The sequence below is a fragment of the Chryseobacterium sp. Marseille-Q3244 genome (genome assembly GCF_940807095.1).
Taxonomy (GTDB): Bacteria; Bacteroidota; Bacteroidia; order Flavobacteriales; family Weeksellaceae; genus Chryseobacterium.
On the sequence record NZ_CALNWX010000007.1, the window covers coordinates 67,331 to 80,122 of the forward strand.

Genomic DNA, 12,792 nt, shown 5'->3' on the forward strand with positions numbered 1-12,792 from the left:
ATTTTAGAAATTCTAAAATATTTCTTTTGAAAAAACTAGTTTTACCGCTAAGCCTTATGGTCCCTATTCTGATTTTCTCTCAACAAAGAAAAAAGGATACGGCGACCACTAGAGTGACCGATATAGAGGAAGTTGTGTTCCAGAAAAAAACAACAGGAAAAACCAATGACCTTACCAATGTAAGAATTTCTGCAAAAGAAGCGAAAGCAGTAGCTTCTATCAGTGGTGGAATAGAAGGACTGATTAAAACCCTTCCTTCCGTAAACTCCAATACTGAGCTGTCTTCCCAATATATGGTACGTGGTGGAAACTATGACGAAAACCTTATCTACATCAATGATATTGAAATCTACAGACCTTTCCTGATCAGAAATTCTCAGCAGGAAGGGATGAGTATCATCAATCCGGATATGGTTTCAACAGTGAACTTTTCTGCAGGAGGATTTGAAGCTAAATATGGTGATAAAATGTCTTCTGCTTTAAATATCTATTACCGTGAACCTGAAAAATTTGAGGTTTCCGGTGAAGCCAGTTTAATTGGAGGTAGGTTAACAACCGGTTTGGCTTCTAAGAATAAGAAGTTTACGGCATTATTTTCAGGAAGATACAGAAATACCAATCTCGTTCTTAATACCTTAAAAGAAGATACAGATTTTAATCCTACGTATTGGGATTTTCAGTCTTATCTGAATTATCATGTTAACGATAAGTTTTCTATGTCATTCATCGGATATTATTCTAAGAATGATTATGAGATGATTCCTAAGGCGAAAAGTGTGACTTTTGGAAGCCTTCAGCAGCCTATCACTGTAAATATAGGATATGGAGGTAAAGAAAATGACCAGTATAAAAATATGATGGGTACATTTTCTATGAACTATAAGCCGGCAGATAGGTGGAAACTTACATTGGATGCGTTTGCTTATCAGAACAGAGAAAGAGAATATTACACCATCCGCTCAGAATATGATTTGCAGACATTTGATCCGATCACAAAAGAACCTGTTTCCAGTTATGATGTGGGAGGCCAGACGGAGCATGCCAGAAATGATCTATTTGTAAGAACTTACGGAACACAGTTCAGAGCGAAGTTTTCTCCTAATGTCAATACAGACATTGAGGTTGGATTTAAATACGAAAAAGAAAACCTTAAAGATCTTACCAATGAATGGAAGTTGGTAGATTCTGCAGGATACAGCTTACCAAGGCCGGAAGTGATTGATCCAAGAGCAGGAACTACAACAGGAGATCTGAGAATGTTCTATTATATTGCCGGGAAAAATAATATTGAACCCACAAGATTATCTGCTTATGCTCAGTATTCCCAAAAATTCTATTGGGGAGCAAGCAAAGTATTCTTGAATGCTGGTGTAAGAGTATCTAACTGGAGTTTCAACAAAGAGACTATATTCTCTCCAAGAGTTCAGTTCGCGATAAAACCAGATTGGGATACCGATATGTTATTTAAACTTTCCGGAGGTATCTATTACCAATCTCCATTTTATAAAGAGATTAAAGATCTTGACGGAAATTTCAACTCGAATATCAAGTCACAAAGATCTATTCAGGCAATCCTTTCCAATGATTATGAATTCTATATGTATGACAGACCGTTTAAATTGACAACGGAGCTTTATTACAAGAAAATGGATAATTTGATTCCGTATTATATGGATAATGTGAGAATCCGTTACTCCGGACAAAATAATGCGAAAGGGTATGCTTATGGAATTGATACCAGATTATTTGGGGAATTTGTTCCGGGAGTAGATTCTTGGCTATCTGCAAGTTATGCCAGAGTATATGAAAATATTGATGGTAGAGGAGATATCCCAAGACCTACAGATCAAAGATTCAGAGTAGCGATGTTCTATCAGGATTATATGCCGCAGTTCCCATCCATGAGGGTAAACCTTACCTTGGTCTATGCAATGGGATTACCAACTGGATCTCCGGTCATGTTTAATGATAACGGGCAGCCGGACTTCAACTCAGCATACAGTTATCAGAAAACGTTACCAGCTTACAAAAGAGTGGATATTGGATTGACAAAAGTATTTATTGATCCAAAGGATAAAAATAAAAAATCAGGTTTCTGGGGTAATTTCCAGGAATTATCTTTAGGAGTGCAGGTTTTCAACGCATTTAATATCAATAATACCGTTGCTAATCAATGGATCACAGATTATAATACCAATTATATGTATCCGGTTCCAGTGCGTCTTACAGGACGTTTCTTCAACGTGAAGCTGGAATTCAAACTATAAAAATCTGTTCAATCTGCATGATCTGCGAGAGAATATAAAGCAAAAATCCTCTGAATTATTTTTCAGAGGATTTTTATTTGCCTGAATTTTATAATTACGGTTTCTCAGATATAGATAATTTTTAATTTTCAAAATGTAATAACAATAATTGGTTGATTTTAAATTAGTTAATATATATATATTGATTATAAATATAAAGGCATATACTATATTGATGGAATATGTAAATTTGAAGGTTAGTAGAAATGTTATGAGCAATATTATATTTAAATTAAACGAAAAGATAGAAATTAAAACAATTAAAGATCTATTTTTCATGTCCAATTATTTACCAATTAGCAATATGAATGATGACCTTCGTTTACAAAAAATGTTTGACAATGCAAACCTTGTTGTATCTGCTTGGTCAGAAGATAAATTAATAGGTATTGCTCGGTCATTATGTGACTTTAGTTATTGTTGTTATTTGTCTGATATTTGTGTAAATAAAGAATTTAGGCATTTAAATATTGGAAAAAGATTAATTGAAATAACAAAAGAACATGCAGGAAAAGAATGCAAATTAATTCTCCATTCTTCACAAGATGCATTAAACTTTTACGATAAAATTGGTATGAAAAGAATTTCTGAAGTATTTATAATCCAAAGAGAATATTAGAATGAAAAAAGTTGCAATTGTAACAGGAGGAGCAAATGGAATTGGAAAAGGAATTGTTGAAAAGCTAATTTATGAAAATTTTTTTGTTGTTATAATTGATATTGACGAAGAATTAGGTTTTGAATTAGAAAGACAGAACAATTCAACTAAAACTGTATGTAAATTTATTAAAACTGACGTGTCAAATCCTGAGCATATTAAAAATGCAGTTGAGTTAACAAAAAAAATTGGCAAAATCGAAGTTTTAATTAATAATGCAGGTTACAGTAAAGATGACCCCATTGAAAAAATTTCCATTGAGGATTGGGATAATTTACTGAATGTTCACTTACGTTCATCTTTTTTGTTTATTCAGGAAGTTGTTCCGGTTATGAAACAAAATACTTATGGAAGAATTATTAATATTTCAAGCATTTCAGCACTTGGAGATAGTGAAAGGGCTAGCTATTGTGCTGCCAAAGCAGGAATGCACGGCTTAATTAAATCTGTTGCATGTGAACTTGGCAGTTATGGAATAACAGCAAATGTTATAGCTCCAGGTTTGATTGTAACGAATATGACAAAAAAATCAGCGGCAAGAAAAAAAATTTCTCTTGAAGAATACATTGAAAATGCAGCAAAAACAATAACTGTAAACAGAGTTGGCTATCCTAAAGATATTGCAAATGCTGTTTCATTTTTTGCAGATAAAAATTCAGGTTTTATAACAGGACAAATTTTATATATTACTGGCAATCCATGAAAGTATTTCTGTTAAAAAAATGTCGGCAAATAGTGGGTTTCTTCTAATTCGGATTTAGTTTCATGTAAAGAATCATTTATTCGAATTTGAACTAGCAGGTTATTTGGTGTATTTCATTTTGTAATTTATCTTATTCGAATAATTTATATATTAGACTTTCTTGATATATGCAGTTGAGATATAAGATTTTAGTTGAGATTTATTCTGTTTTCTGAATTTTATAACAAGATTACAAAATTTTATAACAATGGTTTAACATATATTTCTAACTTTGTCTCAATAATGAAAAAGATTCTAGCCATACTATTCTCTATTTTCTACTTCGGATTCTCTTCCGGAGCAGCATTTAGTGTTCATTATTGTATGAAGGAATTTGTTTCTGTGAGCCAGAAAGTTGATGATATTTGTGGTAAATGTGGAGTCAAAGATAAAAAAGGATGCTGCAAGACAGAAATCAAAGTTGTAAAAGTTGATTATTCTCAGAAGTCTGATTTGCTAAACGTTGATTTTTTGGGACAGGTTTCAGAAATTCCTGTAACCCATCATTTTGTTTTTGTAGACAAGTCTTTCTCTGCCACTAAATTTACACAAATCCAGATCAACGGACCACCGGAATATACACCGTTACCTATCTATATCAATCATTGTAATTTTAGAATTTAGAATCCGTCCGTCGTTTTCGATGTTATATAACATGGATTCAGACGACATGTCTTGACGCATTTCCTGTGCGTTACCCTTATTCTTTATTTAAAAAATTAATTCTAAAATTTAAAACAATGAAAAAGTATATCATTACAGCAGCTTTATCTTTATTCTCAATTATTTCATTATCAGCGCAATCTAAAAAAGATGCTCAGGTTTCAAAACTTTATCAGAATTATATTGCAATCAAATCTGCTTTGGCTTCAGATGATGCAGATAAAACTTCAAAAGCTGCTACAGAATTTATTAAAACGGCTTCTGCCATTGATTATAAGTTAGTTTCTGAAGGAAATCTTAATATTCTTAGAAAAGATGCTTCTGTCATTTCAGAAGCAAGAAATGTTGCTGCTCAAAGAGAGACATTCCTTAATCTTTCAGATAATATGATTGCTCTTACCAAAGAGTTTAAGCTATCCGAAAAACCGGTTTATGTACAATATTGCCCAATGGCTGATGGTAGTTGGTTAAGTGATGAAAAACAGATCATGAATCCATACTACGGAAAATCTATGCTTTCATGCGGAAGTGTAAAGTCAGAAATTAAATAAATATTGTATTAATCTTTAAAACAATAAGTTGTGGGATTTAGGTGATTCTTAACTTTAAGTCATGCAACTTCTAAAAAGTTCGGAATATTATGAAAAAACTAATAATGTTTCTGGTGCTTTTGTTCTCTGTTTTTACGTTCGCACAAACCACAAAGACATCCTATACCTGTCCTATGCATCCCGAAGTAGTCTCCTCAAAACCTGGAGACTGCCCGAAGTGTAAAATGACGTTGGTAAAGAAAACGATGGTAATACAGCCCAAAGTTGTGACAAAGCCAGTAGTGAAATCTGTGCCTAAAGTAGAAACGAAAGCAAAACCAGTAGAAGTAAAAGTTAATCAATCCCAAGTTTCATCTTCATTAAAGTCTACATCTCAAACCATTTATGCTTGTCCAATGCATCCTGAAGTGATTTCGGATAAGCCAGGAAAGTGTCCTAAATGCGGTATGGAACTGGAAAGGAAAGAAGACCATCAACATGATGTGGTTGAAGATCCTAAAGTAGAAAAATCAGTTCTAAAAAGAAATTCCGAAAACGGAAAACTTACTTTTGGTGGAAAGAAAGTTCGTTATGATCTGTATGTAAAAGATACCATTGTCAATTTTACAGGGAAAAACAGACGGGCCATTGCGATTAACGGTAAACTTCAGGCTCCTACATTGTATTTTACAGAAGGGGATACTGCAGAAATTTACCTGCATAATATGCTTAAAGAAAATACAGGACTTCACTGGCATGGAGTCATTCTTCCTAATGAACAGGATGGGGTTCCATATCTTACCACAAAACCTGTAAAACCTGGAGAGACGCATTTATATAAATTTAAAATCTCCCAAAACGGTACCTATTGGTATCATTCACATGAAGCTTTACAGGAACAGATAGGAATGAACGGAATTCTTGTCTTTAAAAAGAGAGAAGGAGAGCCGAAAACAGAGTATAATGCTGAAATTCCTGTTCTGTTAGGAGATTGGAGTGATGATGATCCCATGCAGATTACTCGTCGGCTTCATATGGCCAATACGGATTGGTATGCGGTGAAGAAAAATGCAGTTCAGAGTTATTGGGAAGCCATCAAATCCGGAAACTTCGGGACAAAAGCCCTGAATGAATGGAAAAGAATGGAAGCCATGGATGTAAGTGATGTCTATTATGATAAATTCCTAATCAATGGAGCTCCAAGTTCTGACTATTCTAACCTGAAAGCAGGAGATAAAGTAAGACTAAGAGTAGCCAATGGCGGTTCATCCACTTATTTCTGGCTGAATTATGGCGGCGGAAAAATAAAAGTGGTAGGAAATGACGGAAATGATGTGGTTCCGGTAGAGGTTGACCGATTGATTGTAGGGGTCTCAGAAACCTATGATATTGAAGTTACCATTCCTGAAAATAAAAGCTTTGAGTTTCGTGCGACTTCAGAAGATAGGATAGGACATGCTTCACTATGGCTGGGTTCCGGAGAAAAAGTAGATGCACCTAATTTGCCAAGATTAATGCTCTTTGAAGGGATGAAAATGATGAACGGGATGATGGAAATGAGCGGAAATATGAAGCCAATGACCATGACGATGGGAAATCAAATGATGGATATGAATGAAGTGATGTATCCGGAAATTCCTGAAAGTCAAAGAAAAACAACGGCGAAACATATTAATGAAATGATGGGAGTGAAAACAAAGGAAGAAGACAAGAAAGAAGATCATTCTCAACATGAAGGGATGGATATGAAAGAGGAAAAGACCATTAAAAGGTTATCTTATAATATTTTAAAATCTCCTGAAAAAACAATTCTTCCTACCGACAGCATTCGTGAAATGAAATTTACCCTGGAAGGAAATATGAACCATTATTTGTGGACGCTGGATAATAAAACAGTTACGGAAACAGATAAAATTCTGATCAAAAAAGGAGAGATTGTAAGAATCAAGTTATATAATAATTCCATGATGCGCCACCCAATGCACCTTCACGGGCACGACTTCAGATTGATTAACTCAAAAGGAGAGTATTCTCCGTTGAAAAATGTAGTAGATATTATGCCGATGGAAACTGTTACTCTGGAATTTGCAGCCAATCAGGATGGAGACTGGTTTTTCCATTGTCATATTCTATACCATATGATGGCTGGGATGGGGAGAATCTTCAGTTATGAAAATTCAAAACCGAATCCACAGCTTCCGAATAGAAAGCTCGCCTGGAAAAACTTTTTAAAAGATAATAAAATGGTAAGCTCTATGGCAATGCTGGATGTGGCAAGCAACAAAATTCATGCGGAAACCATGACGATGTTCGGGCCAAGATGGTCGAACCTGAATGAGTTTCACTCCAACTGGAACTTCGATCATTTTGATGGAAGTGTGAAAGTGGGAAGATTCTTAGGGAAATTCCAATGGGCACTTCCTTATGCAGGATTCAGAGCTCAGAAGAACCATGAGATCATGGAACGACAGATGGCAGAAGATATGGGGATGGATTTTCATGGGAAGAAAACCTGGTTTGGCCAACAGAAAGCTTCAAAAAACAGATATTCATTTATGGTCGGGATGCAATATGTTTTACCGATGTTGATTACTGCAGATGCAAGTGTAGACCAGAACGGAAAAGTATTGTTGGAACTCAGCAGAGAGGATATTCCGCTTTCCAGAAGATTGAGAGGAAATTTCAGTGTCAATTCTGATGGAGAGTTTTCAACAGGAATAAGATATATTGTTCAGAAATATCTATCTATTTCCGGAAACTATGATAATGAAATGGGCTGGGGTGCCGGTGTTACCTTAACCTACTAATTTTTAATCACATTATTTTATAAAATCAGTTAGAAACAATGAAAAATATAATAACTGTATTGTTAATGGGTGCTACATTATATTCATGTACTAAACCCGAAAATAAAGTATCTGAAAATAAGGCAGCAGAGCCGGAAATCAAAAGTATCGAGAAAACCGATTCTGTTGTAGCTTTAAATCAAAACCAGGAAGTAAAAGAAAACTCGACAGAAAATAAAAAGGAAACCGTTGAACTTTCAGCTTTTCCTATACAGCAAGTGATCAAAGGATATCTGCCTTTAAAAAATGCTTTAGCTCAGGATGATTCTCAAAAAGCTTCTGATGCTGCTAAAAGCCTGTTTTCTATACTAAAGAAAATAGATATCAGTAAGATCACTATAAAAAACAACTCAGAATTGCGAGATATTCTGGAAAGTGCTTCAGAAAATGCAGAACATATTGGGGAGAACTCTGATGATATAGGACATCAAAGAGAACATTTGCTCTCTCTGAGTAATGATATTACAGATTTGATTGAAGAAGTAGGAACCGGGGGGATAAAATTATATCAGGATTTTTGCCCTATGTACAATAATGGAAAAGGAGGAACCTGGATTAGTGAGACAAAAGAAATTGTCAATCCTTATGAAGGGACAAAAATGCTTAACTGTGGATCTGTAAAAAAGGTTTTATAGACGGATGAGCCTCTTCATTAAAAGAATATTTTTGGGGTCTATCCTTATCTTTTTAATAATTCAGGTGATTCAGCCTGTTCGTAATATTGATTATGGACAGGTGCCTTCATCTGACATTTCAAAAGTGTATAAGATCCCTAAAAAAGTACAATCTATTTTGAGAACTTCATGCTACGATTGCCATAGTAATGGAACGAGTTATCCCACTTATGCATACATTCAGCCATTCAGCTATTTTGTTGAAAATCATATCAAAGAAGGAAAGAAGGAGCTGAACTTTAGCGAATGGGGACTTTACAGCCAAAGGAAACAATCTAATAAACTAGAAGCTGTTGAGAATCAGATAAAGCAAGGAAGAATGCCACTTTCTTCATACCTCTATCTCCATCATGATGCAAAACTTTCTGAGGAAAAGATCAAAGAAGTTGTTGACTGGATAGAGTCAATCCATAAAGAAGACAGGTAGAAGGATAAAGACAGAACATCTATGAGTAGAAAACAAAAAGCCATCTCAATGAAGAGATGGCTTTGTTTATTAAACCTTACTGTTTATTTTTTAGGTTTTGTTTCCTGATTTTTCGTTGCCGGAGTGTAGGTCACTTTTGTAATATCAACCGTCATTTCTTTCAGACGTTTTGCTACATTTTCAGGCATATCTTTCTGGTATCTTCCGCCAATAACTTCGGAAAGGAACTTTTCTGTTTCAGCATACATCGCCATGCTGTTAACCGGTTTTCTGAATCCGTGTCCTTCATCATCAGCTAAAATATAATTTACTTTTTTCCCTTTATCGCGAAGGGCAATGACGATCTGGTCTGCTTCAGCCTGTTTTACCCTAGGGTCATTAGCTCCCTGAACAATCAGCAATGGCTTGTTGATTTTATCTACGCTGAATAAAGGACTTGCTGCACGCATTATTTTTTTTCCTTCCTCAGTATTAGGATTACCTACCATACCATATAAAGATGCGCGGGCAGCTTCCCAATACGCGGGAACAGAATCTAATAAAGTAAATAAGTTACTTGGTCCTACAATGTCCACTCCCGCAGCATAGACATCCGGAGTAAAGGCCAGACCTGCCAGTGTTGCATAACCACCGTAGCTTCCCCCCATAATAACAACTTTATTTTTATCAGCGATTCCCTTTTCAATCAGATGTTTTACTCCCCAGGTGATATCATCCTGCATCAATTTTCCCCATTGCAGATCACCTGCGTTTTGAAATTTTTTCCCATATCCACCACTTGCTCTGAAGTTAGGCTGCAGTACAGCATATCCTCTGTTCGCCAAAAACTGTACTATTGAATTATATCCCCAATAGTCTCTCGGTCCCTTTGGTCCTCCATGAACTAGAACTACTACAGGTACGTTCTTGCCTGAAGATCCAGATGGTAAAGTAAAATAAGCCGGAATTTCAAGTCCATCACTACTTTTATAGCGAATTGGTGTCATAGAAGCCAGATATTTTTCAACTTTCTTCAGTTCTGGTCTTGGAGTATACTGGAAAATTAACTCTTTTGTTTTGGTGTCGAAGAAATAAGACTCAGAAACATATTGATCACCCCAAACAGAGATTAAAAACTTAGAATAATCTTTTGTTGAGCTTGAGAAATCAACCTCTCTTCCAGGAAATTTGCTTTTTAAAAATTTATAATTGGCTTCCCATGTTTTATCCTTCCAGTAATAATCAGTTTTATCTCCGGTATAAGAAGTGGAGATCATTTTTCTGGTATTTCTGTCCATAAACAGTCCGCCGAAATCTACTTTTTCTTTAGGATCACTTTCTATTTTCGTTGTTTGTTTGGTTTTTGGATCCATCATAAATAATGTTGATTTATCCAGAGCCCCATTGTTGGTTACCAGGTAAAACTTAGAATTGTCTTCGTTCCAGTTTGGAATATAAGCTTCTTCGGTTACCAATGTTTCATAGATAGGAGTCAGTTTATCACCCTCTTTGTAAAGGAATTGGGTAGTCCCTTTATCATCCGTCCTGTTTAAAATTCTGAGCTTTTCATCCCAATCGAAATTGTATCCTGTAATACGGTCTTTATTTTCGAAGACCTTTTTCAGCTCGCCGGTAGAAATTTTTAATGAGTATAGATCATGCCATGCTTTATCACGGTTATTCAATCCGACCATCAATAGATCAGGATCTTTTCTGCTTACCATATAGATCTGAGCTCTTACTTCATTGATTGGGGTCAGATTCCTTGACTCAGGAACTCCGTTTGTAGCCTTTGCCATTGGATCTACCGCAAAAATATTCATGTTCTCATCTCCGTTTTTATCCTTTACATACAATATATATTTTCCGTCTTCTGACCAGAAATATCCATTTAATGGACGCTTGCTGTCTGTTAATGGGCGTGCTTTTTCAAAAGATTCGTCAATTTTTTTTACCCATATATTCATGATGCCTCCATATTCTTTCGTAAATGAAATCCATTTTCCATCCGGGCTTAATTGTCCGCCGGAAATTTCAGGATTCCCAAAGAATAATCCTCTGTCCAGCAATGGGACATCTTGTGCCTGTGCGGTAGTCATTCCCATGACAAGGAGCAATACATAAAAGATTTTTTTCATATTTTTTTGATTTTTGATATTGGTTAATTTAGTCATTTATTTCCATAGAAAATGATGGTTTTTGATTCTTTTTATTTGAAATTGTGAAGATTAGGTTTATATATCCAATTCAATAATTTTCTTTGCCATCTTTTGGCTGATGCTTTCAGGAATTAAACGCATCATAAAATTCCGCAATGAATTTCCATGCTCCCATTGAGAAATTTTTCCGATACTGCGGCTTGTACTTACAATATAGTCTACTTTTTTTCTTCTGATTTTCTGAAACTCTTCAAAAATAGCATTGAAGTCTTTGTTTTTTTCCAATAATCTGCCAATAACATAAGCGTCTTCAATGGCCTGACATGCCCCTTGCCCCATATTGGGTGTAGTGGCATGAGCTGCATCTCCAATCAGACATAAATTTTCAGTATACCATTTTGGGATAGGAGTGAGGTCCGAAATACTGTTACAGATAATATTTTCTTTTGCTGTAGCTTCTATGAGGTTCAACACCAAATCATCAAAGTCTCTAAAAATGTATGCAATTTCTGAATATCTGCTAAAGCATTTTTCATTGATACACGCATACCAATACACTTTTTTCTCGGAGATCTTTACAAAGCCGAAACGCTTTCCTTTTCCCCACATTTCAAAAGCTTCGTGATGGTATTGCTCAGGTAATTCAAAATCTACCAATCCCCGCCAGCATTTCTGTCCGGAACTTCTTATAGAACCGGCTTTTAAGATCTGATCCCGGATAGAAGATTTTATACCATCAGCCCCAAAAACAATAGTGCTTTCTATCTGATTTCCATTCTCAAAATCCAAGATGTAATTTTCCTTTTTTTCAATTTTTTGTAGGGAATAATTCAGTTGAATAGATCTTTCATTCAGGTTTTCGGCAAGAATTCGCTGTAACTCTGCCCGATGGATAGCAACATTACAAGAGTTATATTGTTTCTCAAGCTCAAGAATTTCCGTTTTTGAAAAAGGCTTCATAGATTCGTTGGATAATGTGATTCTGTGAATTTTGTTTCCTGCTTTTTCAATTTTTTCTTTTAAACCCAGTTTGTCAAAGATCTGCATGGCATTTACAGCCATCATGATCCCAGCGCCTACAGGTTTTATTTCCGGTGCAGATTCGTAGATGGTAAAATCGTATCCATTTTGTTTTAGAACATTTCCTAAGGTGAGTCCGCCAATTCCGGCTCCGATGATTGAAATGGTATTCATGAGATTGATTTGATTTTTGTTCCGGATTCACTAATAAAATAATTGATGTATTCGTTGTTGAAAATACTTAGCTTAGAGTTGTGCCAGTTGTATAAGATAGATTCTGAAAAGTCTATAATGTTAGCATAAAGCTTTCAGATACTTTCTGGAAACCATACTTACCGAAAAAATGATGGGCACCATGATTATCAACACCACTTTCCAGCATAATAAAACTTATATTCCAGTTTTTGGACTCCTGAATCACCTCCTCCAAAAGCCTGCTTCCAAGAGATTGTCCTCTTACTGATTGATCCAAAAGCATATCTTCCAGAATAGCATATTTTTTAAACGGACTGTTGATTACATTGAAAACCAACATTCCCACAATTTTCCCTTCTTCATTTTCAGCGATTAAAATATTCAGTTTTGAAGTCCCATCATAATCATAATCGTTCATAAGCTGTTCCGTGAAGACGGTTCTAAGATCTGGGTTCCAGTGTTCGGAATCCAAAGCCCTACCATACATGATTTCACTGTGAGAGATATAGGAATCGGTTTTATGAGTGATAAAAAAATCTACGAGTTCTTCAACACGTGTTTTATCAGTAAGCCATTTCGTAGTATATTTCATA

General features: G+C 35.3%; 11 protein-coding genes. 8 read left to right on the plus strand and 3 right to left on the minus strand.

The features are described from left to right. Nucleotides 1–26: 26 nt before the first annotated feature. The 8 genes from NBX25_RS13850 to NBX25_RS13885 all read left to right on the plus strand — a co-directional run bounded on the left by NBX25_RS13850 (nucleotide 27) and on the right by NBX25_RS13885 (nucleotide 8,846). A complete protein-coding gene (locus NBX25_RS13850; RefSeq protein WP_250254048.1) occupies nucleotides 27–2,267 on the plus strand; it encodes a TonB-dependent receptor plug domain-containing protein in 2,241 nt (746 codons plus the stop codon). A 250-nt stretch (nucleotides 2,268–2,517) separates the two neighbouring features. Continuing rightward, a complete protein-coding gene (locus NBX25_RS13855; RefSeq protein ID WP_250254050.1) occupies nucleotides 2,518–2,925 on the plus strand; it encodes a GNAT family N-acetyltransferase in 408 nt (135 codons plus the stop codon). Nucleotide 2,926: 1 nt separating this feature from the next. Then, the gene (locus NBX25_RS13860) at nucleotides 2,927–3,667 is read left to right on the plus strand and encodes an SDR family NAD(P)-dependent oxidoreductase (RefSeq protein WP_250254051.1); all 741 of its coding nucleotides are present in this window, start codon (nucleotides 2,927–2,929) and stop codon (nucleotides 3,665–3,667) included. A 282-nt stretch (nucleotides 3,668–3,949) separates the two neighbouring features. Continuing rightward, complete coding sequence (locus NBX25_RS13865) at nucleotides 3,950–4,330, plus strand: HYC_CC_PP family protein (RefSeq protein ID WP_250254053.1); 381 nt, start codon at nucleotides 3,950–3,952, stop codon at nucleotides 4,328–4,330. 116 nt (nucleotides 4,331–4,446) lie between these two features. Further along, nucleotides 4,447–4,920 (plus strand): DUF3347 domain-containing protein, encoded by a 474-nt coding sequence (locus NBX25_RS13870; protein ID WP_123855991.1) that lies wholly within the window; start codon nucleotides 4,447–4,449, stop codon nucleotides 4,918–4,920. An 89-nt stretch (nucleotides 4,921–5,009) separates the two neighbouring features. Continuing rightward, on the plus strand, nucleotides 5,010–7,706 hold the full coding sequence (locus NBX25_RS13875; RefSeq protein WP_250254054.1) for a multicopper oxidase domain-containing protein: 2,697 nt from the start codon (nucleotides 5,010–5,012) through the stop codon (nucleotides 7,704–7,706). A gap of 38 nt (nucleotides 7,707–7,744) precedes the next feature. Further along, a complete protein-coding gene (locus NBX25_RS13880; protein WP_250254056.1) occupies nucleotides 7,745–8,380 on the plus strand; it encodes a DUF3347 domain-containing protein in 636 nt (211 codons plus the stop codon). Between the two features lie 4 nt (nucleotides 8,381–8,384). Next, nucleotides 8,385–8,846 carry a heme-binding domain-containing protein gene (locus tag NBX25_RS13885; RefSeq protein WP_250254057.1) on the plus strand — a complete coding sequence of 154 codons (462 nt, stop codon included), beginning with the start codon at nucleotides 8,385–8,387 and terminating at the stop codon, nucleotides 8,844–8,846. 83 nt (nucleotides 8,847–8,929) lie between these two features. On the opposite strand, the gene NBX25_RS13890 is transcribed toward NBX25_RS13885, so the two are convergent. From NBX25_RS13890 to NBX25_RS13900, 3 genes are all read right to left on the minus strand, one after another. Then, nucleotides 8,930–10,963, minus strand: coding sequence for a S9 family peptidase (locus tag NBX25_RS13890; protein ID WP_250254059.1), 2,034 nt, complete (start codon nucleotides 10,961–10,963; stop codon nucleotides 8,930–8,932). A gap of 96 nt (nucleotides 10,964–11,059) precedes the next feature. Then, entirely contained in the window at nucleotides 11,060–12,178 is a 1,119-nt protein-coding gene (locus NBX25_RS13895) for an FAD-dependent monooxygenase (RefSeq protein ID WP_250254060.1), read from the minus strand. Nucleotides 12,179–12,290: 112 nt separating this feature from the next. Further along, nucleotides 12,291–12,791: a GNAT family N-acetyltransferase gene (locus NBX25_RS13900; protein WP_123911355.1), complete on the minus strand. Its 501-nt coding sequence runs from the start codon at nucleotides 12,789–12,791 to the stop codon at nucleotides 12,291–12,293. Nucleotide 12,792 lies beyond the last annotated feature (1 nt).

Excerpts from the sequence above, each read along its gene's own strand:
- NBX25_RS13855 (WP_250254050.1), top strand. The coding sequence starts at position 2,518 with ATGAGCAATATTATATTTAAATTAAACGAAAAGATAGAAATTAAAACA.
- NBX25_RS13860 (WP_250254051.1), top strand. The coding sequence starts at position 2,927 with ATGAAAAAAGTTGCAATTGTAACAGGAGGAGCAAATGGAATTGGAAAA.
- NBX25_RS13865 (WP_250254053.1), top strand. The coding sequence starts at position 3,950 with ATGAAAAAGATTCTAGCCATACTATTCTCTATTTTCTACTTCGGATTC.
- NBX25_RS13870 (WP_123855991.1), top strand. The coding sequence starts at position 4,447 with ATGAAAAAGTATATCATTACAGCAGCTTTATCTTTATTCTCAATTATT.
- NBX25_RS13875 (WP_250254054.1), top strand. The coding sequence starts at position 5,010 with ATGAAAAAACTAATAATGTTTCTGGTGCTTTTGTTCTCTGTTTTTACG.
- NBX25_RS13880 (WP_250254056.1), top strand. The coding sequence starts at position 7,745 with ATGAAAAATATAATAACTGTATTGTTAATGGGTGCTACATTATATTCA.
- NBX25_RS13885 (WP_250254057.1), top strand. The coding sequence starts at position 8,385 with ATGAGCCTCTTCATTAAAAGAATATTTTTGGGGTCTATCCTTATCTTT.
- NBX25_RS13890 (WP_250254059.1), bottom strand. The coding sequence starts at position 10,963 with ATGAAAAAAATCTTTTATGTATTGCTCCTTGTCATGGGAATGACTACC.
- NBX25_RS13895 (WP_250254060.1), bottom strand. The coding sequence starts at position 12,178 with ATGAATACCATTTCAATCATCGGAGCCGGAATTGGCGGACTCACCTTA.
- NBX25_RS13900 (WP_123911355.1), bottom strand. The coding sequence starts at position 12,791 with ATGAAATATACTACGAAATGGCTTACTGATAAAACACGTGTTGAAGAA.